This is a genomic window from Kitasatospora herbaricolor (assembly GCF_030813695.1).
Classification (GTDB): Bacteria; Actinomycetota; Actinomycetes; order Streptomycetales; family Streptomycetaceae; genus Kitasatospora; species Kitasatospora herbaricolor.
Genome location: NZ_JAUSVA010000002.1, coordinates 8,862,123 through 8,887,123 on the forward strand (window position 1 = coordinate 8,862,123; position 25,001 = coordinate 8,887,123).

Here is a 25,001-nt window from a genome sequence, read left to right on the forward strand (position 1 = left end):
ACGGACAAGCGGTGGCAGGCCCCAGGGGTGCGGAGGAGTATGGAGCGCGTACCCCTGCAGGAGGGTCCCGCACATGCCCGTCTCGGACAGCCGTGCCGGCACCGGCCGAGCCGTTCCGTTCGACCTGATGCCGACCGCCACCGCCGTCGTGGACGAGCAGGGGGCGTTGGTGGGATGGTCCGACGAGGCGACCCGCCTGCTGGGCGTGGGACCGGAGCAGGTGCTCGGCCGGCCCGTCAGCGCACTTCTCGCACCCGAGCAGGCGGACGTCCTGCCCCCGCGCGGCGGCGCCGAGCGCACCGCGGCCGGCCTCAGCAGCGGCGCGGTGATCCGGGTCGTCCACCGGGACGGGCGGGTGCTCACCCTCGGCGTGCAGGCCACCGCGCTGACCGACATCTCGGGCGGCCGGCGCTGGCACCTGAGCGCCATCGACCTCGGCCGGGCCCCCTGGTGGCGGGCCAGCCACTCGGTCCTGGAACGCTTCCTCACCCGCTCGCCCTACGGCATCGCCGTCCTCGACACCCAGCTGCGCTACGTCTGGATCAACGGCACCCTGGAGCGGATGGCCGGCGTCAGCCTGGAACAGCGGCTCGGCCGGCGGATGCGCGACGTGCTGCCGAAGCTCTCGCCCTTCCAGGTGGAGCGCCAGCTCCGGTCCGTCCTGGACACCGGCCGGCCGGTGCTCAACTTCGAGTACCGCGGTTACGTCCCGATCGACCCCGGGCGGGAGCACGCCTTCTCGACCTCGATCCTGCGCCTGGACGACGACGACGGCCGGGTGCTGGGCGTCTGCTACATCAGCGTCGACATCACCGACCGCTGGCGCACCAGGGAGCGGCTGACGCTGCTCACCGAATCGGGCACCCGGATCGGGACCACGCTCGACCTTGAGGCGACCGCCCGGGAGCTGACCGAGGTCGCCGTGCCCGGCCTCGCCGACCTCGCGCTGGTGGACCTGCTGGACCCGGTGCTCCAGGGCGACGAACCGGGCCCGCCGGACAGGACCGCCCCGCCGCCGCTGCGCCGGATGGCCCACCTGTCGGTGCGGACCGGGACCCCCGAGGCGGTCGTCGGCATCGGCGAGGACCCGGACTACCCGGCCTCCTCCCCGATGATCCGCTGCCTGGCCGAGGAAGGGGCCGTGCTGCAGCCCTCGCTCCAGGGCCAGCCGTGGACGGCGGAGGACCACGCCCGCGGTGCCAGCCGCCACGCCTGGGACCTGCACTCCCTGATGGCCGTCCCGGTCCGGGCCCGGGGGACGGTGCTGGGCGTGGCGGTGTTCATCCGCTCGGGCGGCTCCGACCCCTTCGAGGCCGAGGATCTCGCGCTCGCCGAGGAGCTGGTCTCGCGCGCCGCCGTCTGCCTGGACAACGCCCGGCGCTACACCCGGGAGCACCGCACCGCCCTCACCCTGCAGCGCAGCCTGCTGCCGCAGTCCATCCCGGTGCTGCCCGCCATCGAGGCCGCCTACCGCTACCTCCCCGCGGCGGCGGACGGCAGCGCCGGCGGCGACTGGTTCGACGTGCTGCCGATCTCCGGCGCCCGGGTGGCCCTGGTGGTCGGCGACATGGTCGGGCACGGCATCAACGCGGCCGCCGCGATGGGCCGGCTGCGCACCGCCGTGCACACCCTCGCCGACATGGACCTGCCGCCCGACGAACTGCTCGCCCACCTCGACGACCTGGTGCTGCGCCTGGTGGACGAGCGCTCCGAACAGCCCGCGGGGGCGGAGACCTCCGCCACCGCGCAGGGCGCCACCTGCCTGTACATCGTGCACGACCCGGCGACCGGGCACTGCACGATGGCCCGGGCCGGCCACCCTGCGCCCGCGATCCTCACCCCGGACGGCCGGGTCACCTTCGCCGAACTGCCGCCCGGACCGCCGCTCGGGGTGGGCACCCTGCCCTTCGAGTCGGCTGAGTTCGACCTGCCCGAGGGCACCGTCCTGGCGCTGTTCACCGACGGCCTGGTGTCCGGGGCGGGCCTCGGCCCCGCGGCGGCGGGCGAGCGGCTGCGCGGGGTGCTGGAGAGCGCGCGCCCGGGCCTGGAGCACGCCTGCGAGGACATCCTCGCGACCATGCTGCCGGACGGGCCGGACGACGACGCCGTCCTGCTGCTGGCCCGGACCCACCGGCTGACCGAGGACCGGATCGTCACCTGGGAGCTGCCGAGCGACCCGGTGGTGGTGGCCGAGGCCCGGCTGCTGGCCGCCGGCGCGCTCGCCGCCTGGGGGCTGGACGACCTGGTCTTCACCACCGAGCTGGTCGTCAGCGAGCTGGTCACCAACGCCATCCGCTACGGCTCGGCGCCCGTCACCCTGCGCCTGATCAACGAGTCGGTGCTGATCTGCGAGGTCTCGGACGGGACCAGCACCTCGCCCCGGCTGCGCCACGCCAGGACCACCGACGAGGGGGGCCGGGGCCTCTTCCTGGTGGCCCAGCTCTGCCGGCGCTGGGGCACCCGCTACACCGATACAGGGAAGATCATCTGGGCCGAGCAGAATCTGCCCTGAGCCGTCGGCGGGCCCGGCCGGTGTCCGGAAGGCACTCGGACGCCATTCGGGCGGCGTCCGTACGGTTGAATCCGAGTACCTCGATCGGCGGGTACTCAGTGCCGTACGGGGCTCCGAGTGGGCGACAAATCCGCCAGTCGATGGCACTCAGTGCCTTTACAGAGGGTACTGAGTGCCATATTCTGCGGGGGTGCGTTCGTCCGCCGGGCCACGCGGCGCCGGGACACCTGGTCCTGGGCCGTCAGGCCGGGCCGCCGCCCGTCGCGGCCCGCGCTCCGCGGGATCGAACAGTCCGACCGACATCTGCCACAGGAGACAGGCCGTGAGCTTGAGGATCGTTGTCTGTGTGAAGTACGTGCCCGACGCGACCGGTGACCGGCGCTTCGCGGACGACCGCACCACCGACCGGGAGGGCGTCGACGGCCTCCTGTCGGAGTTGGACGAGTACGGCGTGGAGCAGGCGCTGCGGATCGCGGAGGCGCACGGCGACGCCGAGGTGACGGTGCTGACGGTGGGCCCGGACGACGCGAAGGACGCGCTGCGCAAGGCCCTGTCGATGGGCGCCGACAAGGCCGTCCACGTGAACGACGACGACATCCACGGCACCGACGTGATCGGCACCTCGGCGATCATCGCGAAGGCGCTGGAGCAGACCGGTTTCGACCTGGTGGTCGGCGGCATGGCCTCCACCGACGGCACCATGGGCGTGCTGCCCGCGCTGCTCGCCGAGCGCCTGGGCGTGCCGCAGCTGACCCTGCTGTCCGAGGTCGCCGTCGAGGGCACCACGGTCAGGGGCCGGCGCGACGGGGACGCCGCCACCGAGCAGGTCGAGGCGCAGCTGCCCGCCGTCGTCTCGGTGACCGACCAGTCCGGCGAGGCCCGCTACCCCTCCTTCAAGGGCATCATGGCCGCGAAGAAGAAGCCGGTGCAGTCCTTCGACCTGGACGACCTGGGCATCGATGCCGAGGAGGTCGGCCTGGCCGGCGCCTGGACCGCGGTGGAGGCCGTCACGGCCCGCCCCGCGCGCACCGCCGGCACCGTCGTCAAGGACGAGGGCGAGGGCGGCAAGGCGCTCGCCGCCTACCTCGCCGAGCAGAAGTTCATCTGACCCGCGGTCCCGCGCATTCACGACTTTTCAGGAGTAGACGAACCATGGGTGAGATTCTCGTCCTCGTCGACCACGCCGACGGTGTGGTCCGCAAGCCGGCCCTCGAACTGCTGACCCTGGCCCGCCGGATCGGCGAGCCGTCGGCGGTGGTGCTGGGCGCCGGTGACGGCGCCGGCGCGATCGCCGCGAAGGCCGCCGAGTTCGGTGCCGCCAAGGTGTACGTCGCCGACGGCCCGGAGTTCACCGACCAGCTGGTCGTCCCCAAGGTCGACGCGCTGGCCCAGATCGCCGGGGCCGCCGACGCCGCCGCCGTGCTGGTCACCTCCTCCGGCGAGGGCAAGGAGGTCGCCGCCCGGGTGGCGCTGCGCCTGGGTTCGGGGATCATCACGGACGCGGTGGACCTGGAGGCCGGTGAGGGTGGTCCGGTGGCGACGCAGTCGGTGTTCGCGGCGTCGTTCCAGGTGAGGTCGCGGGTGTCGCACGGTACGCCGGTGATCACGGTGAAGCCGAACTCGACGTCGCCGGAGGCCGCCGCCGCGGCGGGTGCGGTGGAGAGCGTGGTGGTGGCGTTCACCGGTAACGCGGCGACGGTGACCTCGCGTACGCCGCGGGTGTCCTCGGGTCGTCCGGAGCTGACCGAGGCCGCGATCGTGGTGTCGGGCGGTCGCGGTGTGGGTGCGGCGGAGGGCTTCGGTGTGGTGGAGGAGCTGGCGGACGCGCTGGGCGCGGCCGTGGGTGCCTCGCGGGCGGCGGTGGACGCGGGCTGGTACCCGCACACCAACCAGGTCGGTCAGACCGGCAAGCAGGTGTCCCCGCAGTTGTACGTGGCGGCGGGCATCTCGGGTGCGATCCAGCACCGGGCGGGCATGCAGACCTCGAAGACCATCGTCGCGGTGAACAAGGACCCGGAGGCCCCGATCTTCGAGCTGGTCGACTACGGCGTGGTCGGTGACCTCTTCACCGTCCTCCCGCAGCTCACCGCCGAGACGGCCGGCCGCAAGGGCTGACCCCGGCGGGGCGGCCCCGCGCCGCCGGCCACGGCCCGCCCCCCGGGAACCGCACTCCCGGGGGGCGGGCCTTCGCCGCGCGGGGCCGAGGCCGGCGGCGGCTCAGCCCTTCGGCCCGGGCGGCCAGGTGCTGGTGTCGCGCGGAGCCACGTACGGCTCCTCATCCTCGGGGAGGCCGCCGGCGATCGCGCGGGCGCGGGAGAGTTCGGCGTCGAACTGGAGCCCGAGCAGGATCGCGAAGTTGGAGAGCCAGAGCCAGACCAGGAAGACCACGACGCCGGCGAGCGTCCCGTACGTGCGGTTGTAGGAGCCGAAGGTGGCCACGTAGAGGCCGAACCCGGCGGACGCGGCCAGCCAGAGCAGCACGGAGAGCACGCTGCCGGGGGTGACCCAGCGGAAGCCCCGCCCGCGCACGTTGGGCGCGGCCCAGTACAGCAGCGCGATCATCAGCACGACGAGCAGCACCAGGACGGGCCACTTGGCGACGGTCCACACGGTCAGTGCGGTGGCCCCGATGCCCAGGGCCCGGCCTACGCGGTCCGCCAGCGGTCCGGTGAAGACGACGATCACGGCGCTCGCGGCGAGCAGCACCATCAGCAGCACGGTCAGCCCGAGCCGCAGCGGGGTGAGCTTCCAGACCGGACGTCCCTCGGCGATGTCGTAGACGGCGTTGGCGGAGCGGATGAAGGCTCCCACGTAGCCGGAGGCGGCCCAGACGGCGGTCGCCAGCCCCAGCAGTGCCACGACCGAACCGGGGGCGCCGGCGTTCTGGGGCTGGTCGACGGCCTCGCGCAGGATCTCCCGGGCCGGGCCCGGTGCGAGGTCCTGGAGGCTGTCGAGGATCCGCTCGGTCGCCGACCGGCCGATCGCCCCCAGCAGCGAGACCAGCACCAGCAGTGCGGGGAAGATCGCCAGCACGCCGTAGTAGGTGAGGGCGGCGGCCCGGTCCGGCAGCTCGTCCGCCAGGCACTCGCGGCCCGTGCGCAGCAGGACGCTCCGCCAGGACCGGGCGGACAGCTCGTAGGGGGTGGCCGGGGCCTTGCGCCGCACCAGCGGCGAGGGGCCGGCGCCGACGGCGGCCTGCGGGGCGCCGGCGGGGTGCTCGGGTCTGGACGGGGATGCCATGGGGAGGGTCTGTCCCGAACGGGGCTCCCGAACCCTGATCCGCCGGGTGCGGTCGCGGGGCGGATCAGGGTTCGGGAGCCCCGTTCGGCGATCCGCTCGGCGAGGCCGGTCCGCGGACGCGGGTCACGCGCCGGTCGTGGCGCCGCCGGGCTCGTCCGCCCGGCCGTCCGCGGCGTGCCGGGTGCGCAGGGCCGCCCAGCCGACCAGTGCGGCGGCCGCGACGGTGAGCAGCAGGCCGGCGACCGTGACCGCCTCCTGGAACTGCGCGGTCTGCCGTGGGCTCCAGCCGGACGCGGCGATGCCGCCGGTGAACAGCGCCGCGAGGACGGTGCCGCAGACGGCGATGCCGACGCCGGAGGTGACCTCGGCGGCGGTGTCCGTGAGCGCCGCGCCGATCGTGGTCCGGTTCTTCGGCAGGCCGCGGAGCACGTTGACCCCGGCGACGACTCCTACCACCCGCATCCCGGCCGCCACCAGCACCAGGGCGGCCGCCACCCAGGGGTACCCGAATCGGCCCAGCAGGCTGTAGAGGGCGAGCCCGGACACGACCGCCGTGGCACTGAGCCGGGCGGCCCGGTCGAGGCCGACCCGTTGCACGAAGGGATCGACGAAGGCACCGCCGGCGACCAGCACGACGACCTGCGGCAGCATGCCGAGGGCGGCCGCGGCGGGGGTCCACCCCCAGTCGAGCTGCAGTTGCAGCGTCACCAGGTAGCCGAGGCCGGCGGTCGCGAGCCCGGCCGCGGCCTTGTGGGCCAGGCCGCTCGAAACCAGGGGGCGGGCGACGAGCTCCAGGTCGAGCAGCGGGTGGCGCGCCGAGCGCTGGCGCAGCAGGAAGAGTACGGCCCCCGTGGCGGCCGCGGCGGCGGCCGTCCAGGGCCGCCAGGATCCGGCGCCCTCGGTCACGAACAGGGTGGGCGCGACGAGTGCGAGCACGATCGCCGCCGTGCCCAGCGCCGCACCGAGGACGTCCAACGGGCCGCGGTGCAGGTCGGCCGCCTCGTCGGCGGCGATGCCGGCCCGGACGCCGACGACCGCCAGCGCCGCGATCGGCACGTTGACCAGCAGCAGGACCTGCCAGGGGGCGACCGCCAGCACGAAGCCGCCGACCGTCGGGCCGATCGCGAGGCCGACCAGGCCGACGGTCGAGATCAGGGTCGCCGCCCGGACCCGCAGGCCGTCCTCCTCGAACAGCCGGAAGGCCAGCGCCATCGAGCCCGGTGTGGTCATCGCCGCCGCCACGCCGGTCAGCGCGCGGACGGCGATCAGTTGCTCGGCGGTGGTGACGAACGCGGTCGCCAGGCTCGCCGTGCCGAGCAGCACCAGGCCGACGAGCATGATCCGTCGCCGGCCGAACCGGTCGGCCGTCGCGCCGAGGAGGAGCATCAGCCCGCCGTAGGTCACGGCGTACGCGTTGGTCACCCACTGCAGCGCGACCGTCGAGGCGTGCAGCTCGCGTCCGATCGTGGGCAGGGCGACGTTCAGGATCGAGTTGTCCAGCATTTCGAACAGGAACACCGCCGACAGTCCGGCGAGGGCCGGCCAGGCCGCGCGGAGGGTGCGGGGCGGGGCGGGGGCGGGTGCGGGGCCGGCCGCCGCGGGTGCGGGGGCGATCCCGGGGGGAGTGCTCATGAACAGCCACCTAAGATATGGATTCGTATCTTACGGCTGTCAGAGTAGGGCGCTAGAATAAGATACGCAAACCTATCTTATGGAGGAGGCACGGATGCCCGAGCGGCGCCGCGGAGCGGCACTGGAGAAAGCACTCCTGGACGCGGCCTGGGAGGAACTGGCGGAGAACGGCTACGCCCGGTTCACCATGGACGCCGTCGCCCAGCGCGCGGGCACCAGCCCGTCCGTCCTCTACCGCCGCTGGTCCGACCGCGACGACCTGGTCCGGGCGGCCACCGTCCACGTCCTCGAGGAGTACCGCCTCGACACCCCCGACACCGGGAGCCTGCGCGGGGACGTCCTCGCCCTGATGCGGGAGATCAACGCCACCCGGGTCCGGTTCATCACCGTCATGGGCGCGCACCTGGCCGGCTACTACCAGGAGACCGGAACCAGCCCCGCCGACCTTCGGGACCCGTTCGTCACCGGGCGGGCGAAGGCCCTCGACGTGCTCTTCGACCGCGCCGTCGAGCGCGGCGAGATCGCACCGGAACCGCTCGCCGAACGCGTCAAGTCCCTGCCGTTCGACCTGCTGCGCCACGAGATCCTGACGACCTTCGCCCCCGTTCCCGACCACGTCCTCGAGGAGATCGTCGACACGGTCTTCCTCCCCCTGGTGCGCTGACCCGGGCGACAGGGCCCCGCCGGGCGCGGGAGGGCCGGGTACGCCCGTCCGGGGTACTTCGGACCGGCGGGGCGGTGTCGGACGCCCCGCCGGCCACGTCCGGACGCCGGTACGGACGCCCCCCCGGCCGGGACCGGGGCCGGGCGTCCGCACCGGCGTCCGGGAAAGGCGCAGGGCGGGGGCTCACCGCCGCCCGGGCCGTGGGGCGCGGCCCTGCGGGGCGGGGGCCTGGTGGGTCGAAGGGCCCGAGGTCAGGGGAGCAGCCTGTCGAGGGCCGCCTTGCCCTCCGTGGCGAGCTTCTGCTCGGCCCAGGCGAGGTTCTTCGGGTTGAGGTCGCGGCCGGACGCCAGGACGATGTCCTCGGCCGTGACCGGGCCCTCGGTACCCACGTGGAGCAGTGCGTCGGGCGTGATGCCCTCGGACGGCCGGTTCGGGTCGGACTGAGTGTTCATACTGCCTCCTTGGTGCTTCTGCGGGTCGGCGCAGGCCCGGGCTGCCGGTCCTGGACGCCGGTGCTGCTCCTCGTGGGTACCGGTCCGCCCGCGCCGGACGGCGGCTCTCGTACCGGTCCTCGCGGTGATCGGGCGGAGTTCCTCCGGCTCCGCCGCGCGGGATCCTCTCCATCGTCCATCCTCCGCCCGTCCCCGGCGGCCCGGGCGCGTGCGTGTCGCCGTACGCGTGTTCCCCGGTCCCGGGGATCCATGACGCCGGAGCGGGGGAGACCCGCGACGGCCGGCGTCGGAGCGGGGGCGAGGCACCGGGGTCAGAGGAATTCGCCGTCGGCCGGGATGATGTGGACGGCGGCCTCCTCCGCGGAGGCGGCCGCGCCGTCGATGCCCACATCCTCGGCGAAGGTGGTGGGATTGCGCCCCGAGGGGGCGGTCAGCCGGCCCGAGCGGGTGGCTCCGACCTCGCCGTCCCGCGGTTCCCCGTCGGTGTCGGAGACGTCGCCGATCCCGTCCCCGACGTCGGCCGTAAGGTCCAGGGCCGGGTCCGGGAGCTCCTCGGACAGGCGCTGGGCCAGGCTCTCCCCGGCCCGTTGCTCCTCCGCCGTCGTACCGACGCGGTCGACCGCGAGCGCGCGTTCCGGTGGCGACCAGCCCTCGTCGTACGGGTCGGCCTCCCGCCCGGTGAGCGTGTCCTGGGCGTCCAGGATGCCGCTGTCGTCGACGATCTCGCCGCCGTCGGGCTGGTAGACGTCGTCGCCCCTCGCGCTGTCCGTCGCTGCCATGGCGTGCGTCCCTTCGTGCGAAACCCCCTGTGCGCTCCCGCGTGCCGGATCGGGGTGGACCGACCGCCGGGTCCCGTCCCCCGCGGTCGCGGGCCCGGTGGTCACCGGGATGTCCGCCGCACCGTGCGGGGCGGGCGCCACGGCGCCCACGTTCAAGGTTAGGCCGGTCGGTCCGGGCGGGCGCTCGCGGAGACTCGTCCCGCCCGGCGCCGGAGGCGGCGAACAGGGTTCGCGGCCGGCCGGGCGACGGGGCCGCGCCCGGCCGTCGGGCACCCGTCCGGCGGTCGTCCGCGGTGACCGGCCGCTCCTGCGGGGGCGCCCGGCCGGGGGGCGGGAGCGAGCACCGGGAGCGAGCACCGGGGACGGCCGTACGGGGGAACCGGCGGCGATCGGCGGCCCCGGCCCGGGCGCGGGCTTTCGTCCGGGGGAGTCCCTTTCCCGTCAAAAAGCCGGCCCGGGCGGCGGCCCGGACCCGAGGCCGGGCCGGTGGGCGCACGGGTGTGGTGAGGGGCGATGCCAGGGGCTCCCGGTGCTCTCCGAAGCCCGGGGGCAGGGGAATTCGGCCGCGAGTTCGGTCCGCATGGTTGACCTCTTTGAAGTGGTCATGGCAGTTTCATGCGGGCGTGGGCGTGCGCAACCGGTCGGACGCCCCGTCATCCCCCACAAGGAGAGCCATGTTCAAGAGACTTGCCGCCGCATTCGGCGCGGCGGCGATCGTCGCGGGCATCCTGACCTCTGCCGCCACCCCGGCGCAGGCGGCGGCCCAGGCAGGCGACCTGACGTCCACCATCGCGCTGAGCAACTGCTCGGCCTCGCTGGTGCGTTACCCCGCATCGGTGGACACCGACCGGGCGCTGATGCTCACCAACGGGCACTGCCTGCCGACGATGCCCTCCGCCGGCCAGGTCATCCAGAACACCAGCGCCAGCCGCAGCGGCACGCTGCTCAGCCCCTCCGGCGCCTCGCTCGGCACCGTCCAGGCGGACAAGGTCCTCTACGCGACCATGACGGGCACCGACGTCGCCCTGTACCAACTGACCGACACCTACGGGTCGATCACCACCAAGTACGCCACCACGGCGCTGACGATCAGTGACACCCACCCGGTCGACGGCTCCTCGATGTTCATACCGTCGTCCTACTGGAAGCAGACCTGGAACTGCTCCGTCAACGGGTTCGTCGGCACGCTGCGCGAGGACGAGTGGACCTGGCACGACTCGATCCGCTACAGCACCGGGTGCAACACCACCCACGGCACCTCCGGTTCGCCGATCGTCGACGCCACCAGCAAGCGGGTCGTCGGCATCAACAACACCGGCAACGACGACGGCGCCATGTGCACGCTGAACAACCCGTGCGAGGTGGCCGCCGACGGCACCACCACGGTGACCAAGGGCCAGAGCTACGGCCAGGAGGTCTACTGGTTCACCACCTGCCTCGGGGCGGGCCGCGTCATCGACCTCAACGTCAGCGGCTGCCTGCTCACCAAGCCGGCCGGCGCCGCGGTCTCGGTGACCAACCCGGGCAACCAGAGCACCGCGGTGAACGGCACCGCCAACCTGCAGATCGCGGCCTCCGGCGGCACCGCGCCGCTGACCTTCACCGCGACCGGGCTGCCGACCGGGCTGTCGATCAGCTCCACCGGCAAGATCACCGGTACCGCCACCACGGCCGGCACCTACAACGTCACGGTGACCGCCAAGGACGCGGCCAACAAGACCGGTTCGACCTCCTTCACCTGGACGGTGAGCACGGGCGGCGGCAGCTGCACCCCGGCCCAGCTGCTCGGCAACGCCGGCTTCGAGACCGGCACCGCCGCCCCCTGGACCACCACCAGCGGCGTCGTCGACAACAGCTCCGGCCAGGCCGCCCACGGCGGCAGCTGGAAGGCGTGGCTGAACGGCTACGGCTCCACCCACACCGACAGCGCCGCGCAGACCGTCACCATCCCGGCCGGCTGCAAGGCGACCCTGAGCTTCTACCTGCACATCGACACCGCCGAGACCGGCAGCACCGCCTACGACAAGCTCGCGGTGACCGTCAACGGCACGGCCCTCACCACCTACTCCAACGCCAACGCCGCGGCCGGCTACCAGCTGCGCACCTTCGACCTCTCGGCCTACGCCGGCCAGAGCGTCACCCTGAAGTTCAACGGCACCGAGGACTCCTCGCTGCAGACGAGCTTCGTGATCGACGACACCTCCATCACCACCAGCTGACACCCGGGCCGGCAACGGCCGGGGAGCGCAAGCCGAGGCCGCCCGGAGCCACTCCGGGCGGCCTCGGCGCACACGCCGGCCGCCCCACGCCGGCCGGGCACCGCGGCCCGGGATCGGGCGTCACGGGCCCCGGGCCGGCCCACCGTGCCCACGCCCGCCGGCCCACGGACCGCGCCGGTGCGGACCGGTGGGCCGGCCGCGGGATCAGCCGCCCAGGCCGCCGGCCTCGGCGATGGCCCGGACGGTGGCGACGGTGTCCGCCTCGGCGGCCGGCTTGTCCTCGCGGTAGCGCACCACCCGGGCGAAGCGCAGGGCCAGCCCGGCGGGGTAGCGGGAGCTGCGCTGCAGCCCGTCGAAGGCGATCTCCACCACCAGCTCGGGGCGCACCCGGACGGTGTAGGAGTCCCGCTCGACCTCCCGCGCCAGCAGTTGGGCGGTCTGCCAGGCCAGCAACTCGTCCGTGAGGCCCTTGAAGGTCTTGCCGAGCATCACCCACGGCCCGGGCCCGGGCCCGTCGCCGGCCCGGGCGCCCAGGTGCAGATTGCTGAGGAAGCCCCGGCGGCGTCCGCTGCCCCACTCCGCCGCCAGGACCACCAGGTCCAGGGTGTGGTGCGGTTTGACCTTGATCCACCCGGCCCCGCGCCGGCCGGCCGCGTACGGCGCCTCCCGGTCCTTGACCAGGACGCCCTCATGACCCCGCGCCAGCACCCGGCGGAAGAACGCCCCGGCCGTCGCCGGGTCGTCCGTCTCGACGGCCGGCACCCGCAGCGCCTCCGGGACGGCGCCGGCCAGCGCCGACCAGCGCTGGTGGGCCGGCCGGTCGACCAGGTCCTCGCCGTCCAGGTGCAGCAGATCGAAGAAGAAGGCGTGCAGCGGCACCTCGGCCCGCAGCCGCGTCGGATCCTGCCGGGAGGCCGTCCGGGCGGCGGTCACCTGGAAGGGGCGCGGCCGCCCGTCGGGCGCCAGCGCGATCGCCTCGCCGTCCAGGACGGCGCTGCGCACCGGTAGCGACCTGGCCGCCTCGACCACCTCGGGGAGTCGGCCGGTGATCTCGTCGAGCCCCCGGGTGAACACCGCGACCTCGTCGCCGTCCCGGTGCACCTGGATCCGGATGCCGTCGAGCTTCCACTCCAGCCCGGCCGGGCCGGTCCGCTCCAGCGCGGCGGCGACGTCGGGGGCGGAGGCGGCCAGCATCGGCCGGACCGGGCGGCCCACTTCGAGCCGGAAGGCCGCCAGCGCGGGGACCCCGCCGCTCAGCGCGGCCTCCGCGACGGCGCGGGCGGAACCGCGGAACATCAGCGCCCGCCGGACGGCCGCGCCGGGTACGCCGGCGGCCCGGGCGACGGCGTCCGCCATCACCGCGTCCAGGGCGCCCTGCCGCAGCTCACCCGCCAGCACCGCCCGCAGGAAGTCCTGCTCCTCCTCGGTGGCGCGGCCGAACAATTCGTCCAGCAGCCGGCGGCGTTCGGCCCGGGAACCCGGCCCCTGCACGGCGGCCAGCCGGAGCAGTGTCCGTTCGGTCTCCAGGACGCCGAGGGTGGCCTCGGCCGCGGCGGCCGGGAGTTCGCGCAGCGCCGCCGGGCCGACCCCGATCCGCATCCGCTGCGACTCGCCGGAGAGCAGCGCGACGGCGGCCGGCACCTCCTCGGGCGCCAGCGCGCGCAGGCACTCGGCCAGCAGGGTGATCTTGGCGGTACGGGCCGGCTCGGCGGCCATGTCCCGCGAGGTGCGGGCGAGATGCCGGAGCAGCATGCGGGCTCCTCGGTCCGGGCGGAGATCTCCGTCCAGCATGGCCCCGCCGCGGGGGCTCCGGCCCGGCGAACGCGCCGGGGCGGCCGGTGCGGGCCCTGGAGGAACCCCGGCCGGCCCGGCGCCGGGTCAGCCCTGGAGGGTGCCCTGGCCGGCGACCGTGCTGCCGTCGGCGACGACGGCCCGGGTGTCCTCGGTGACGGTGTCCAGGACGCTGGTGGCGGGCTGCGTGCCGGTGCCGACGCCCTGCTCGGGCGTCCCGGCGTGCGCGCTGGGGGCGAGGAGGGAGCCGAGGACTCCGGCGGCCAGGGACGCGACGGCGAGCATGCTGCGCTTCTTCATGCCGTGTCCAACGACGGGCACCGGCGGAGGTCACGGCCCGCCGGGGGCGCCCCGGATCCCGCGCGCGCCGGGGCGGCTCAGTAGCGCTGGGCCTTGGCGACCCGGGGGGTGGTGGCCGTCCCGCTGTCGCTGCCGCCGAAGGCCACCGGTGAGGCCTTGGCCCCGGGCTGGAGGTCCGTCGCGCCGACCACGGTGGTGTCGACGACGGTCCCGGAGGCGTCCACGAAGTCGACCTGGACGGCGTACGAGGCCGCCGAGGAGGTGCTGTTGGTGATCGTCACCACGGCGGCGCGGTGGCCGCCGGACTGGGCGACCGGAACGCCCGTCAGGGTGACGTCGGACACCGCGTTCCCGGTGCCGGTCACGCCGGCCAGCGCGGCCGAGGCGGAGGCGTTGGCGCGGGAGACCTCGGCGGAGACCGAGGACTGGAAGGCGGAGGCCTGGACGGAGGCCGCCGAGGCGAGCGCGGAGGCCGAGGAGAGCAGCGCCGAGGGCAGCAACGAGGACGGCGGTGTGCCCTGCACGGTGGGGCGGCCCGGCGAGCTGCTCGCGGTGGTGCCGTCGGAGCTGCTGCCGCAGGCCGCCACGGTGGTGGCGGTGACCGCCAGCAGGGCCGTCGCCGCGGCGATCCGCAGCGGGTGCAGCCGGTGGGTTCGGAGGGTCGTGCGGCCGCCGGTGTTCGTCACGTGGGCGCTCCTGAGTCGCGTCGGGTCGATCGCGGCGGGCCGACTGCTCGCCCCCGCTCGCCCCAGGCTGCAACCGATCGCGGGGCGCCGCGCGGTCGTCTCGGCCGTCCGGGTGGTGGTGACCCCTGGCAGGAGATGTACTCATTTCCCGTAGTTTTCGGCAGTTTCCGGGTTTTTCCGTTTTACCCGAATAGCGACAGCCGGTTCAGGGGAGGAGTGCCAAGGACATTCCTGACACGAAGGGCGCCTCATGCACTCTGCCGAGCTCACGCCGTCCGTCCTCGCCGAGCTCCGCCGGCCGCGCCGCTACCCGGCGGTCTCGGTGGTCATGCCCACGCACCGCAGCGAGCCCGACAACGCCCAGGACCCGGTGCGCCTGCGCAACCTGGTCGCGGAGGCGAAGAGCCGTCTGCAGGCCGACGAGGCGGTCTCCCGGGCCGACCGGCTGGACCTGGTCCAGCAGCTCGACCAGGCGGTCGCCGAGGTCGACCTGGTGCACGCCGAGGACGGCCTGCTGATCTTCGCCGCTCCCGGCGAGCACCAGGTCTGGTCGCTCCCGCGGGCGGTGCCCGAGCGGGTGGTGTTCTCCGAGACCTTCCTGACCCGCAACCTGGTCGCCGCCCAGGCCGCCGCCGCGCCCTTCTGGGTGCTCACCGTCTCCGCCGAGCGCGCGGCGCTGTTCGGCGGCGCCGGCCCGCGGCTGGCCGAGGCCGTCGACCGCGGATTCCCGGTGGAGCTGCAGCCGGACCTGCCGGACGTCGAGCGCAAGGAGCGGATCGGCGACGTGCCGAGCACCTTCCGGGACGAGCAGACCCGGCACTACCTGCGCGAGGCGGACACCACGCTCGCGGCCGTTCTGGAGGCCGACCCGCGCCCGCTCTACGTGCTGGGCGAGGCGGCCGCCCTCGCCGTGCTGGAGGAGATCGGGACGGCGGCCAAGACCGCCGTGGCCCAGGTGCCCAGAGGCGGGCTCGGCCGGGCCTCGGTGGCGGCGGTGCGCGAGGCGGTGGCCGGGGCGATCAAGGACCAGGCGGCCCGCGCGGTCGTCCAGGCCAAGGAGCGGCTCGACCAGGCGCTGGGCGTCAAGGCGCTGGCGGCGGGCATCGACGAGGTGTGGCAGAGCGTGGCCGAGGGCCGGGCCGCGCTGGTGGTGCTGGAGGAGGACTACTGGGAGCCGGTGCGGGTCACCGACAACCACCTCGTCCCGGCGCCCGCGGGCGAGCCGGACGTGCGCGACGACATGGTCGACGAGATCGTCGAGCGGGCCCTGGACACCGGCGCCCAGGTGGAGTTCGTGCCCACCGGGGAGCTGGCCGGTCAGGGCCGGATCGCGGCCGTCCTGCGCTACTGAGCCACCGCGCGCGAGCGGCGCGGCCGCGGAGCGGGGCTCGTGCCCCGCCGGCGGGTGCGCCGCTCCGGCGTGCCGGGCGGCCGACGTGTCGTCACGGACGGGGACGGAGGCGGCGAAAACCGCCCGCCCTGGTGGTGCACCGTGCTGCCCAGGCGTACGGGCGGCCGTGGCGGGCGCCCGTGCGGCCCGCACGGGGTGCCGGGCGGACCTACCGGCCCGACGATCTTCACCGGATGTGTACGGGAGGACTCGGCACGACCTTGCTACTCTCCGGTAACCTGGCGCCTTCCGCTTCGGAACGGCCCCCGGAGGTACCCCGTGTCATCGCCCCGTTCGTCCGCCGGCCGGGCCGCGCGCCCGCTGGCAGCGCTGCTCCTGCTGGCCGGTGCGGCCCACTTCGCCCGGCCGAAGACCTTCGACGCCCTCGTCCCCCGCTCGCTGCCCGGCGGGCCCCGGGCCTGGACCTACGCGAGCGGCGTCGCGGAGCTGGCGATCGGGACGGCCGTCGCCGTGCCGCGCACCCGGAGGATCGGCGGGCTCGCCGCGGCCGGTCTCTTCGTGGCCGTCCTGCCCGGCAACGTGAAGATGGCGGTCGACTGGCGCCGCCGCCCCACCCCGTACCGGCAGGGGGCCTGGGCCCGGGTGCCGCTGCAGATCCCGCTGGTCTGGTGGGCCCTGCGGGTCGGCCGGAAGGCCTGACCCCGGCGGCTGGACGTCCCGCCCGCCGTCCGGAGCAGAGCCGGTCGACGGGCGGGCCGTGGGCACTACGGTGGCCCGCGGCCACCGGCGCGGGCAGCGGCGCGCGGGCGGCGCGGCGCAGCACGGACCGGGCGTACGCGCGGGCGTACGACTGCACCCCCTGGCCGGCCCCGACCGCACCCCGATGCCGCACCCCCCGTACCGCACCCCCGGCCGGCCGGCCGGCCGGGACGGTGCAGGGGTCAGAGCGTCGCGGAGCCCTGCGGCCTGCTGCGGGACGCGAGGCCGCCGGGGACGGGCGCCGCAACCGTCCAGTCCGGGTGGCCCGGCATCGGCGGGGTGCGGGTGCCGTAGAGCCATTCCGTCAGGAACCCGCTCAGGTCCTGGCCGGCCACCTCGCCGGCGGTCGCGACGAAGTCGCCGGTGGAGGCTACCCCGTGCCGGTACCGGGCCAGGAACGTCCGCTCGATCCGGTCGAAGACCGCCGCACCGACCTTCTCCCGCAGGGCGAACAGGACCAGCACCCCGCCGGCGTAGCGCTGGCTGTCGAAGAGGCCGGTCCGGGTGGGGGCCGCGACCGGTCCGGAGTCGAGCCGCCACTGGTCGCCCTGCGCGTAGACCTGGCGCAGGGCGGCCTCCAGCGAGGTGAGGCCGAGGCCGTCCGGCCAGCCCCGCTCGTAGCGGTACAGCATGCCGTAGTAGTCGGCGTGACCCTCGTTCAGCCAGAGGTCGGCCCAGGTCCGGGGCGAGACGCTGTCGCCGAACCAGGAGTGCACCAGCTCGTGCATCATGTGCGCCCCGATCCGGGGCTCCGGGTGGGTCAGGAATCCGGGCTTGTAGAGCGTCAGGGTCTGGGTCTCCAGACCGGTGAACCCGAACGCCGCCGGGTCGTCGGTGTCCACCGGCAGCAGCCCGTAGGCCTCGAAGGGATACGCCCCGAGGTGCCGTTCGGCCCAGGCCAGCTGAGCCGCCGTGAGGTCCAGCGCGGGCCCGAGCGCGGCCGCCCGGCCCACCGGCACGACGTCGCGCAGCCGCGGGCCGCCGGGCAGCGGGCGCTCCCGCACCAGGTAGTCGCCGACCGCGACCTGGACCAGCTCGGCGGCGGTCGGGTCGCGCATCACGTAGCTGCGGGTGGTGCGGCCGCCGTGCTCCTCGGTGTCGGTGAGGGTGCCGCCGGCCACCCCCAGCAGGCGGCTCGGCGCCGTCACCCGGACGGTGTACGCGGCCTTGTCGCTCGGGTGGTCGTTGCACGGGAAGACCGTGTGCGCGCTGTTCGGCTGCCCCGCCAGGGCGAACCCGTCGGTGGTCGGGACCCAGCCGCTGTGCGGGAGCGGCGCCCGCGGGTCGGCGGAGTACGCGACGCTGACCGTCAGGCCCGACCCGCGCCGGACGGTGGCCGCCGGGGTGACCCGCAGCTTCTCGTCGTGCAGGGCGAAGGCCGCGGGCCGCCCGTCGACCCGCACCCCGTGCACCGACAGGCCCAGCGCGTCGAGTTCGAACCACGGCAGGTCCGCGGTGCTGCGCGCGGTCATCTCCGCGACGGCGTCGACGGTCCGGCTGTCCTCCCGGTAGTCGAAGGCGAGGTGGTAGGCGAGCGCGTCGTACCCCGCGTTGCCGAGACCCGGGAAGACCGGGTCGCCGGGGGTGGCGGGCGCGGCGGCCCGGAAGAGGTCCGGGGCCCGGCCCGGGGCCGGGCCGGCTCCGTCCCGGTGGACGGTGGTGGCACCCGTGACGGCGAGGGCGGCGGCGAGGCCGGTCCGTGCGACGAGCAGTGCGATCATCAAGTCCCCAGACGGCCGTGGCCGGTGGACCCCGGCGCTCGATCGCTACCCGTCCGCCCGGCCGCGCGAGCCCTGGCCGCCGCGCTTCGTACCCGAAAAGACGCCTCCGTCCGTCGTACGGGGGAGCGTCGCACCGAGGCCGGGACCGCCGGTGCCCGGCTGGCCTCGCACGGACCGTCAGCCGGATGGCCCACTCGTCTGGCGGGTGACGGCCCGTGTCCATAGTCTGACAAATGCCCCGCCCCCTGACGGACGGGGCCACGGCCGCCGGAAACCTGGCCAGGTCCGGCGGCCGTCCCCTTTCCCCGCGCTGCGCGCACCACCTCGCAGCGCTCGCGCGACCTGCGCCGGACCGGCCCTAGCCCCGCCGGGTCCCGACCGCGACCAGCGCCGCCACCGGCAGCCGCACCGAGCCGTCGGGCTGCGCGAACGGCGCTACCAGCCGGTCGTACGCGGCGCGGATCCGTGCCACCGTCCGGGCGTCCTGACCCTCGATCAGCGAGGAGGTCAGCACCGTCCCGGTCAGGATGTCCCGCCACCAGCGGTCCGGGTCCACCTGGTGCGTCCAGCGGACGGGCTCCACCCGGATCGCCGCCAGTCCGGCACCGGCCAGCAGGCCCGCGAAGGCCTCCGGCGAGGCGTACGGCGCGAACGGGGAGTGGGTGGGCAGGTCGCCGACCGGGGTCGCGCCCGCCTCGGCCACCGCGGCGGCGACCAGGCCCTGCGCCGGATTCCGGTCGGGCGCGTCCCACCAGGACAGGGCCACCCGGCCGCCGGGAGCCGTCACCCGGGCCAACTCGGCCACCGCCGGGACCGGTTCGGGGACATGGTTGATCACGAAGGCGCCGGCCACCGCGTCGAACTCCCCGTCGGCGAACGGCAGCCGGGGCAGGGCGCCGTGCAGCACCCGGGCCTGCGGGAGCGCGGCGGCGGCCTGCGCCACCATCTGCTCCACCGCGTCCGTGGCCACCACCGCGGCCCCCCGGCCGAGCGCGGCCAGCGCCAGCCGGCCGGTGCCGCAGCCCACCTCCAGCAACCGGGTGCCCGGCCGCACGCCCGCCGAGTCCAGCAACCGCTCGTGCACGCCCGCCGTCATCCGGCCGAAGCCCGCGTCGTACGTACCGCTGCGCCGTGCCCAGCCGGCGCGTTCGAACTCCTCGAAGTCGGTGCCCTTCCCGTTCGGGTCCGCACCGGCCGCATCGGCCGGGCGCTTCGGACTCTCCACCATCGCCACGTCTGTCTCCATCGTTCCCGCTCGTCGTGGTAGGTCGTCCGGTCGTGCCCCGCCGCCACTATGCCGCACCGGCCGGGCGGCGGCTGGGGCGGGTGGGGCTGGTGGGGCGGGCGGCCGACGGCGGTCTGCGGCCGACGCCGGCGGGCCCCGGCGGCGGCACGGGCGGGGCCCGGTCAGTCCTGGAGGCCCGCGGCGCCGGGGAGTTCCACCTCGAACCAGACCACCTTGCCGTGGCCGGTGCTGCGGCTGCCCCAGCGATGGGCCAGCTCTTCCACCAGGTGCATCCCGCGGCCGCCCTCGTCACCCTCGGCCGCCCGGCGCGGGCGGGGCGCACGGGTGTCCTGGTCGGCGACCTCGACCGTCAGGTAGCGGTTGCGGAAGATCCGCAGCTGGGTGGGCGCGCCGGCGTGCAGCATGGCGTTGGTGATCAGTTCGCTGGTCAGCAGCTCGGTCAGGTCGCCGATCGGCGCGAGGTCCCAGCCGGCCAGGGTGCGCCGGGTGAACCGGCGGGCGTGCCGGACCATCGCGTGGTCCCCGCCGAGCGGGAGGGTGGCGATCCGGTCCGCGCCGACCGGCCGGCAGCGCGCCATGATGACCGCGATGTCGTCCTCGCTGGCCGGCGCGTCCAGGGCGGTCAGCACCGCGTCGCAGGTGCGCTCCAGCGAGAACTTCCGCTCGGCCATCGTCCGGCGCAGCAGCTCCAGGCCCTCGTCGATGTCGTGGCCCCGCCGCTCGACCAGGCCGTCGGTGTAGAGCGCCAGGATGGCATCCTCCGGCAGGGTGAACTCGACCGTCTCGAACGGCACCCCGCCCACCCCCAGCGGCGCGCCGGGCGGCAGCGACACCAGCCGGGCCGACCCGTCGGGGGCGGCCACCACCGGCGGCAGGTGCCCGGCGCTGGCGGCCGTGCAGGAGCGCTCCAGCGGGTCGTAGACCAGGCAGACCCCGGTGGCGAACTGGCCCTCGCCGATCGCCGCCGTCGCGTCGTCCAGCCGGCGCAGCACCCGGGCCGGATCCATGTCCAGCGTGATCAGCGTCCTCGCCACCGTACGCAGTTGGCCCATCGTGGCGGCGGCCCGGATACCGTGGCCCATCACGTCGCCGACCACCAGCGCGACCCGCCCGCAGGAGAGCGGCACCACGTCGAACCAGTCGCCGCCCACCTCGCTGCTGACGCTGCTCGGCAGGTAGCGGTACGCGATCTCCAGCCCCACCGTGCGGTGCACCTCCTGCGGCAGCAGGCTGCGCTGCAGGGTCAGCGCGGTGTCCCGCTCCCGCCGGTACAGCCGGGCGTTGTCGATGCAGACCGCCGCGCGCGCCGCCAGCTCCTCCGCCAGCGACACGTCCGCCGCGGAGAACGGGTCGGGGTTGCCGGTCCGGATGAACTCGGCGCCGCCCAGCACCACACCACGTGCCAGCAGCGGCACCATCAGGTACGAGTGCACGCCCGCGTCCAGGCTGGGCTGCACGCGGTCCGGGGCGGCCACGATCCGGCGCAGGGCGGCCTCGTCCACCTCGGGGACGAGGATCGAGCGGCCGGTGCGCAGGCTCTCCGCGTAGACCTCGGCGGAGTTGGAGGACTGGCCGACGGGGTCGGCGGCGCCGGCCATCGAACGGCCCACCTCGCCGACCGCGACCGCGCGCAGCCGCACCGAGCCGTCGTGCGCCAGCGGGGGCGTGAGGTCGTCGCCGTCCAGGACGTTGTCCAGCAGGTCGACCGTGACGAAGTCGGCGAACCGGGGGATCACCACCTCGACCAGCTCCTGGGCGGTGCGGTGGACGTCCAGCGTGGTGCCGATCCGGGTGCTCGCCTCGTTCAGCAGGGCCAGGCGCTGGCGGGCCGCGTCGCCCTCCTCCAGGGCCAGCTGGCGGTCCCGCGCGGCGTCCCGCTCGCGGGTGTACAGCAGGGCGTTGTCGATCGCCACGGCCGCCCTGGAGGCCAGCTCCCGGGCCAGCGCGAGGTCGTCCTCGTCGTAGGGGCGGGCGGTGACCGTCCGGTAGAAGGCCGCGATGCCGACCGCCGTGCCGCGGGCGATCAGCGGTACCACCATGAAGGTGTGCACCCCCTGGTCCCGGGCGGCCTCGGCCCGCACCGGGTCGTCGGCGAGCCAGGCGATGCCCTCGTCGTCCATCCGCGGCACCAGCACCGCCCGCCGGTGGGTCAGGCTCCAGGAGCGCGGCGTGCTCGGGTGGAAGCGCATCACCGCGCCGACCGGCTGGACCGGCACCACGCCCGAGCCCTCGACGGCGTTGAAGGCCAGCCGGCGCAGCTGCGCCGAGCGGTCCGCCGGGCCGAGCACCTCGCGCTCCCCGCGCAGCAGCGAGTCCAGCACCTCGACGGCCACCGCGTCGGCCAGCCGCGGCGTGGCGACCTCGGCCAGCTCCCGGGCGGTCTGCCCGAGGTCCAGCGTGGTGCCGATCCGGGTGGTGGCCGAGTTGACCACGGCGAGGCGCTCCTGGGCCGCCTTGGCGTCCCGCAGGGCCTGCGCCCGTGCCTTCAGGACCTGCTCGCGGCGCAGGTACAGCAGGGCGTTGTCGATCGAGACCGCGGCCCGCAGGGCCAGTTCGTCACCGAGGGTGAAGTCCGCCTTGGCGAACGCGGCCCGGTCGCCCCGCCGGGAGTAGACCACCATGCCGAGCACCGTGCCCCGGGCCACCAGCGGCGCGATCCGCACCGCGCGCGAGCGGCGCCCCCGGTAGGCCCGCAGCCGTTCGGCCGGCATCCCCGCCGCCAGCAGCGGCAGCTCCCAGGACGGCGCCACCACCGGCCGGCCGCCGGCCAGGGCCTTGGCGTACGCCGAATCCGGCGGGATGTCGTGCACGGTGTCGACCGGCAGGTCCTGCAACGGGTAGTCCGCCTCGGAGGCGGCCAACGCCAGCCGGCGGACCCGCAGTCGCTCGGTGCCGGGTGGTGCGGGCGGCCGCCCCGCGCCGGCCTCGGCCATCATGTTCTCCAACGCGAACACCCCGCAGGAGTCGGCGATCCTCGGCACGATCGCGTCGGCCAGTTCCTTCGCGGTCTGCCGCAGGTCCAGCGTGGTGCCGACCGACGCGGCGGCGTCCACCAGCAGGGTCAGCCGCTCCTGGGCGGTGGCCGCCAGCGACTCGGCCCGGTAGTGCTCGGTGACGTCGACGATGGTGGAACTCACCCCGAGGATCTTGCCGCCCGGCTCCTCCAGCCGAAAGTACGAGGCCGACCAGGCGTGCTCGCGCTCCGGGTCCCCCGGGGTGCGGCCGTGCGAGCGGGTGTCGATCACCGGTTCCCCGGTCTCCAGCACCTGCCGCATCACCGACTCGATCTCCGCGCCGTTGATCCCCGGCAGCACCTCGGTGACCCGGCGGCCCAGGTGGTCCGGCACGAGCAGGCCGTTGGAGCGCGCCAGGGCCGCGTTCAGCCGGACGTAGCGCAGCTCGGTGTCGTACACCGCCATACCGATCGGGGACTGGGTGAAGAAGCCGTCGAGCACCGCCAGATCGGCCTCCACCCGGCGCAGCGCCGTGACGTCCGAGGCCACCGCCAGGACGAGCGGACGCCCGCCGGGGCCGGAGATCGGGTGGGTGCGGAACTCCAGGTTCACGTGGTGGCCGTCGCGGTGGCGCACCGGGAAGACGCCCGACCAGCCGCGGCCGTGCAGGATGCCTTCGAACAGGCTCATCACGCCGGGCCGCTGCTCGTCGGTGACCAGGATCTTCGCGGCCATCGTGCCGACCGCCTCCTCGGCGGAGTAGCCGAGCAGCGCCTCGGCGTCGGCGCTCCAGTGCAGGATCCGCCCGTCGTCCTCGATCAGCGCCGTGGCGATCGGGACCGACAGGAGGCCGTCCTGAGCGGGCCGCCCGCCGGGTGTGTCCCGGCGGGCGCCCGCAGCCGCGTTGTGCCCGTCCGTCTGCATGGCCAGGAAACCGCCCGGAGGTCGAATACCCGCCCTGCCATCTTCGCACCGACTGCCCCGGGCCACCCGGGGTGAACGGTCCCGGGGCGGCGGGGGCACGTGAAGGCGGCGGGTGCGGTGCGCACCCGCCGCCTTCAGTGACGTCCGGCGGGCCGCCCCAGGGGCGGTGCGGTTACGCGGCGGGGCCGCCGCGCCTCGGCGCCGCCGCCCGGGCCGGCCGCCCGGAGCGGCCCGCGGGCTGGGCGGAGCGGGTGCCACGGGCCGGGTACCCGGCGTGGCCGCGCGCGCCGGAGGTGCCGTACGGGCGGCGGCGGGGGCGCTCCACCACCGGCTCGGGCGCGGCGACCGGCACACCGGTGGGCACGCAGGCACCGGTGATCCGGGTGAGTTCGGCGTCGCCGGAGCGCACCGCCACCGAGTTGGGGGTGATCCCGGCGGAGGCCATCATCCGGGCGGTGCCCCGGCGCTGCCTGGGCAGTACGAGGGTGACCACGGTGCCGGACTCGCCCGCGCGGGCGGTGCGGCCGCCCCGGTGCAGGTAGTCCTTGTGGTCGGTCGGCGGGTCGATGTTGACCACCAGGTCGAGGCCGTCGATGTGGATGCCCCGGGCCGCGACGTTGGTGGCGATCAGCGCGGTGACCTCGCCGGCCCGGAACTGCTCCAGGGTCCGGGTGCGCTGCGGCTGGGACTTGCCGCCGTGCAGGGCGGCGGCCAGGACGCCGTTGGCCAGCAGGGACTCCACCAGCCGGTCGGCGGAGTCCTTGGTGTCGGTGAACATGATCACGCCGCCCTCGCGGGAGGCGATGTGCGCGATCGCGGTGTCCTTGTCGTGGTTCTGCACGTGCAGCAGGTGGTGCTCCATGGTGCTGACGGTGGCGGTGGACGGGTCCACCGAGTGGGTCACCGGGTCCTTGAGGAAGCGGCGCACCAGCCGGTCCACGTTGCGGTCCAGGGTGGCCGAGAAGAGCATCGTCTGCCCGTCCTGCTCGACCTGCTCCAGCAGCTCGGTGACCTGCGGCAGGAAGCCCATGTCGGCCATCTGGTCGGCCTCGTCCAGCACGGTCACCGACACCTCGTCCAGCCGGCAGTCGCCGCGCTCGACCAGGTCCTTCAGCCGGCCGGGGGTGGCCACGACGATCTCCGCGCCGCGGTGCAGCAGGTGGGCCTGGCGACGGATCGGCATGCCGCCGACCACGGTCGCCATGCGCAGGCGTACGGCGTGCGCGTAGGGCGTGAGCGCCTCGGTCACCTGCTGGGCCAGTTCACGGGTCGGCACCAGCACCAGGGCGAGCGGCCGGCCGGGCTGCGCCCGGCGGCCGGCGGTGCGGGCCAGCAGGGCGAGGCCGAAGGCGATCGTCTTGCCGGAGCCGGTGCGGCCCCGGCCGAGGACGTCCCGGCCGGCCAGCGAGTTCGGCAGGGTCGCGGCCTGGATCGGGAACGGCGCGGTGACGCCCTGGCCGAGCAGGGTGGAGAGGAGCTGGGAGGGCATCTCCAACTCCTCGAAGGTCTCGACCGCCGGCAGTGCGGGGGAGCCCACCGGGAGCGCGAACTCGCCCTGCCCGGAGCCGTGCCGGCGGTTGGCCGGGGCACCGCCGCCGCGACGGCCGCCGGCGGACGGGCGCCCGCCGGAGCGGCCGGCGGCGGACGCGGAACGGCCGCCGGAGCGGGCGGCCGAGGGGGAGTACGAGGAGCGGGTGGAACCGGTCATGGGGAGAGATCCTTCCTCGGGAGGCACGTCGCGAGGAGGACTCCCGGCACGGGGCCACGGGGA

Annotated in this window: 17 protein-coding genes and 2 pseudogenes; 8 read left to right on the forward strand and 11 right to left on the reverse strand. The window is 75.1% G+C overall.

The annotated features are described in order from the left end of the window. Window positions 1-73: 73 nt before the first annotated feature. The 3 genes from J2S46_RS38290 (at window position 74) to J2S46_RS38300 (ending at window position 4,627) form a co-directional block, all read left to right on the forward strand. The gene (locus J2S46_RS38290) at window positions 74-2,512 is read left to right on the forward strand and encodes a SpoIIE family protein phosphatase (RefSeq protein WP_191291498.1); all 2,439 of its coding nucleotides are present in this window, start codon (window positions 74-76) and stop codon (window positions 2,510-2,512) included. Window positions 2,513-2,834: 322 nt separating this feature from the next. Then, window positions 2,835-3,620, forward strand: coding sequence for an electron transfer flavoprotein subunit beta/FixA family protein (locus tag J2S46_RS38295; protein WP_307352591.1), 786 nt, complete (start codon window positions 2,835-2,837; stop codon window positions 3,618-3,620). A 44-nt stretch (window positions 3,621-3,664) separates the two neighbouring features. Continuing rightward, window positions 3,665-4,627 (forward strand): electron transfer flavoprotein subunit alpha/FixB family protein, encoded by a 963-nt coding sequence (locus tag J2S46_RS38300; protein WP_307352593.1) that lies wholly within the window; start codon window positions 3,665-3,667, stop codon window positions 4,625-4,627. Between the two features lie 102 nt (window positions 4,628-4,729). On the opposite strand, the gene J2S46_RS38305 is transcribed toward J2S46_RS38300, so the two are convergent. Continuing rightward, entirely contained in the window at window positions 4,730-5,752 is a 1,023-nt protein-coding gene (locus J2S46_RS38305; protein WP_191294816.1) for a YihY/virulence factor BrkB family protein, read from the reverse strand. Window positions 5,753-5,875: 123 nt separating this feature from the next. Then, a complete protein-coding gene (locus tag J2S46_RS38310; RefSeq protein ID WP_191294817.1) occupies window positions 5,876-7,384 on the reverse strand; it encodes an MFS transporter in 1,509 nt (502 codons plus the stop codon). 94 nt (window positions 7,385-7,478) lie between these two features. On the opposite strand from J2S46_RS38310, the gene J2S46_RS38315 reads away from it, so the two are divergent. Continuing rightward, on the forward strand, window positions 7,479-8,048 hold the full coding sequence (locus J2S46_RS38315) for a TetR/AcrR family transcriptional regulator (RefSeq protein ID WP_191294818.1): 570 nt from the start codon (window positions 7,479-7,481) through the stop codon (window positions 8,046-8,048). Between the two features lie 251 nt (window positions 8,049-8,299). On the opposite strand, the gene J2S46_RS38320 is transcribed toward J2S46_RS38315, so the two are convergent. Both J2S46_RS38320 and J2S46_RS38325 read right to left on the reverse strand, forming a co-directional pair. Next, complete coding sequence (locus J2S46_RS38320; protein WP_073926448.1) at window positions 8,300-8,500, reverse strand: hypothetical protein; 201 nt, start codon at window positions 8,498-8,500, stop codon at window positions 8,300-8,302. A gap of 311 nt (window positions 8,501-8,811) precedes the next feature. Further along, window positions 8,812-9,279, reverse strand: coding sequence for a DUF5709 domain-containing protein (locus J2S46_RS38325; protein ID WP_191294819.1), 468 nt, complete (start codon window positions 9,277-9,279; stop codon window positions 8,812-8,814). A 674-nt stretch (window positions 9,280-9,953) separates the two neighbouring features. On the opposite strand from J2S46_RS38325, the pseudogene J2S46_RS38330 reads away from it, so the two are divergent. Continuing rightward, window positions 9,954-10,574: pseudogene (locus J2S46_RS38330) on the forward strand (S1 family peptidase); the annotation flags it as partial. 201 nt (window positions 10,575-10,775) lie between these two features. Beyond that, window positions 10,776-11,498 (forward strand): annotated as a pseudogene (locus tag J2S46_RS38335) (putative Ig domain-containing protein); the annotation flags it as partial. A gap of 204 nt (window positions 11,499-11,702) precedes the next feature. On the opposite strand, the gene J2S46_RS38340 reads toward J2S46_RS38335, so the two are convergent. From J2S46_RS38340 to J2S46_RS38350, 3 genes are all read right to left on the reverse strand, one after another. Further along, complete coding sequence (locus tag J2S46_RS38340; RefSeq protein WP_191294656.1) at window positions 11,703-13,250, reverse strand: ATP-dependent DNA ligase; 1,548 nt, start codon at window positions 13,248-13,250, stop codon at window positions 11,703-11,705. 126 nt (window positions 13,251-13,376) lie between these two features. Next, entirely contained in the window at window positions 13,377-13,589 is a 213-nt protein-coding gene (locus J2S46_RS38345) for a hypothetical protein (RefSeq protein ID WP_191294657.1), read from the reverse strand. Window positions 13,590-13,666: 77 nt separating this feature from the next. Continuing rightward, entirely contained in the window at window positions 13,667-14,275 is a 609-nt protein-coding gene (locus J2S46_RS38350) for a hypothetical protein (protein ID WP_229913430.1), read from the reverse strand. A gap of 250 nt (window positions 14,276-14,525) precedes the next feature. Here J2S46_RS38350 and J2S46_RS38355 point away from each other — a divergent pair, with 250 nt between their 5' ends. Both J2S46_RS38355 and J2S46_RS38360 read left to right on the forward strand, forming a co-directional pair. Further along, window positions 14,526-15,626 carry a baeRF3 domain-containing protein gene (locus tag J2S46_RS38355; protein ID WP_191294658.1) on the forward strand — a complete coding sequence of 367 codons (1,101 nt, stop codon included), beginning with the start codon at window positions 14,526-14,528 and terminating at the stop codon, window positions 15,624-15,626. Window positions 15,627-15,944: 318 nt separating this feature from the next. Next, complete coding sequence (locus tag J2S46_RS38360; protein ID WP_191294659.1) at window positions 15,945-16,325, forward strand: DoxX family protein; 381 nt, start codon at window positions 15,945-15,947, stop codon at window positions 16,323-16,325. 242 nt (window positions 16,326-16,567) lie between these two features. On the opposite strand, the gene J2S46_RS38365 is transcribed toward J2S46_RS38360, so the two are convergent. From J2S46_RS38365 to J2S46_RS38380, 4 genes are all read right to left on the reverse strand, one after another. Next, window positions 16,568-18,106 carry a M1 family metallopeptidase gene (locus J2S46_RS38365; RefSeq protein WP_191294660.1) on the reverse strand — a complete coding sequence of 513 codons (1,539 nt, stop codon included), beginning with the start codon at window positions 18,104-18,106 and terminating at the stop codon, window positions 16,568-16,570. A 358-nt stretch (window positions 18,107-18,464) separates the two neighbouring features. Next, window positions 18,465-19,352, reverse strand: coding sequence for a class I SAM-dependent methyltransferase (locus J2S46_RS38370; RefSeq protein ID WP_191294661.1), 888 nt, complete (start codon window positions 19,350-19,352; stop codon window positions 18,465-18,467). Window positions 19,353-19,513: 161 nt separating this feature from the next. Further along, on the reverse strand, window positions 19,514-23,230 hold the full coding sequence (locus tag J2S46_RS38375; protein ID WP_191294662.1) for a SpoIIE family protein phosphatase: 3,717 nt from the start codon (window positions 23,228-23,230) through the stop codon (window positions 19,514-19,516). A gap of 172 nt (window positions 23,231-23,402) precedes the next feature. After that, the gene (locus J2S46_RS38380; RefSeq protein WP_191294663.1) at window positions 23,403-24,938 is read right to left on the reverse strand and encodes a DEAD/DEAH box helicase; all 1,536 of its coding nucleotides are present in this window, start codon (window positions 24,936-24,938) and stop codon (window positions 23,403-23,405) included. Window positions 24,939-25,001: the final 63 nt, after the last annotated feature.

What these genes read in the sequence shown, in the direction of transcription:
- J2S46_RS38290 (WP_191291498.1), top strand. Translation starts at nt 74, where the DNA reads ATGCCCGTCTCGGACAGCCGTGCCGGCACCGGCCGAGCCGTTCCGTTC.
- J2S46_RS38300 (WP_307352593.1), top strand. Translation starts at nt 3,665, where the DNA reads ATGGGTGAGATTCTCGTCCTCGTCGACCACGCCGACGGTGTGGTCCGC.
- J2S46_RS38305 (WP_191294816.1), bottom strand. Translation starts at nt 5,752, where the DNA reads ATGGCATCCCCGTCCAGACCCGAGCACCCCGCCGGCGCCCCGCAGGCC.
- J2S46_RS38310 (WP_191294817.1), bottom strand. Translation starts at nt 7,384, where the DNA reads ATGAGCACTCCCCCCGGGATCGCCCCCGCACCCGCGGCGGCCGGCCCC.
- J2S46_RS38315 (WP_191294818.1), top strand. Translation starts at nt 7,479, where the DNA reads ATGCCCGAGCGGCGCCGCGGAGCGGCACTGGAGAAAGCACTCCTGGAC.
- J2S46_RS38320 (WP_073926448.1), bottom strand. Translation starts at nt 8,500, where the DNA reads ATGAACACTCAGTCCGACCCGAACCGGCCGTCCGAGGGCATCACGCCC.
- J2S46_RS38325 (WP_191294819.1), bottom strand. Translation starts at nt 9,279, where the DNA reads ATGGCAGCGACGGACAGCGCGAGGGGCGACGACGTCTACCAGCCCGAC.
- J2S46_RS38340 (WP_191294656.1), bottom strand. Translation starts at nt 13,250, where the DNA reads ATGCTGCTCCGGCATCTCGCCCGCACCTCGCGGGACATGGCCGCCGAG.
- J2S46_RS38345 (WP_191294657.1), bottom strand. Translation starts at nt 13,589, where the DNA reads ATGAAGAAGCGCAGCATGCTCGCCGTCGCGTCCCTGGCCGCCGGAGTC.
- J2S46_RS38355 (WP_191294658.1), top strand. Translation starts at nt 14,526, where the DNA reads ATGCACTCTGCCGAGCTCACGCCGTCCGTCCTCGCCGAGCTCCGCCGG.
- J2S46_RS38365 (WP_191294660.1), bottom strand. Translation starts at nt 18,106, where the DNA reads ATGATCGCACTGCTCGTCGCACGGACCGGCCTCGCCGCCGCCCTCGCC.
- J2S46_RS38370 (WP_191294661.1), bottom strand. Translation starts at nt 19,352, where the DNA reads ATGGAGACAGACGTGGCGATGGTGGAGAGTCCGAAGCGCCCGGCCGAT.
- J2S46_RS38375 (WP_191294662.1), bottom strand. Translation starts at nt 23,230, where the DNA reads ATGCAGACGGACGGGCACAACGCGGCTGCGGGCGCCCGCCGGGACACA.
- J2S46_RS38380 (WP_191294663.1), bottom strand. Translation starts at nt 24,938, where the DNA reads ATGACCGGTTCCACCCGCTCCTCGTACTCCCCCTCGGCCGCCCGCTCC.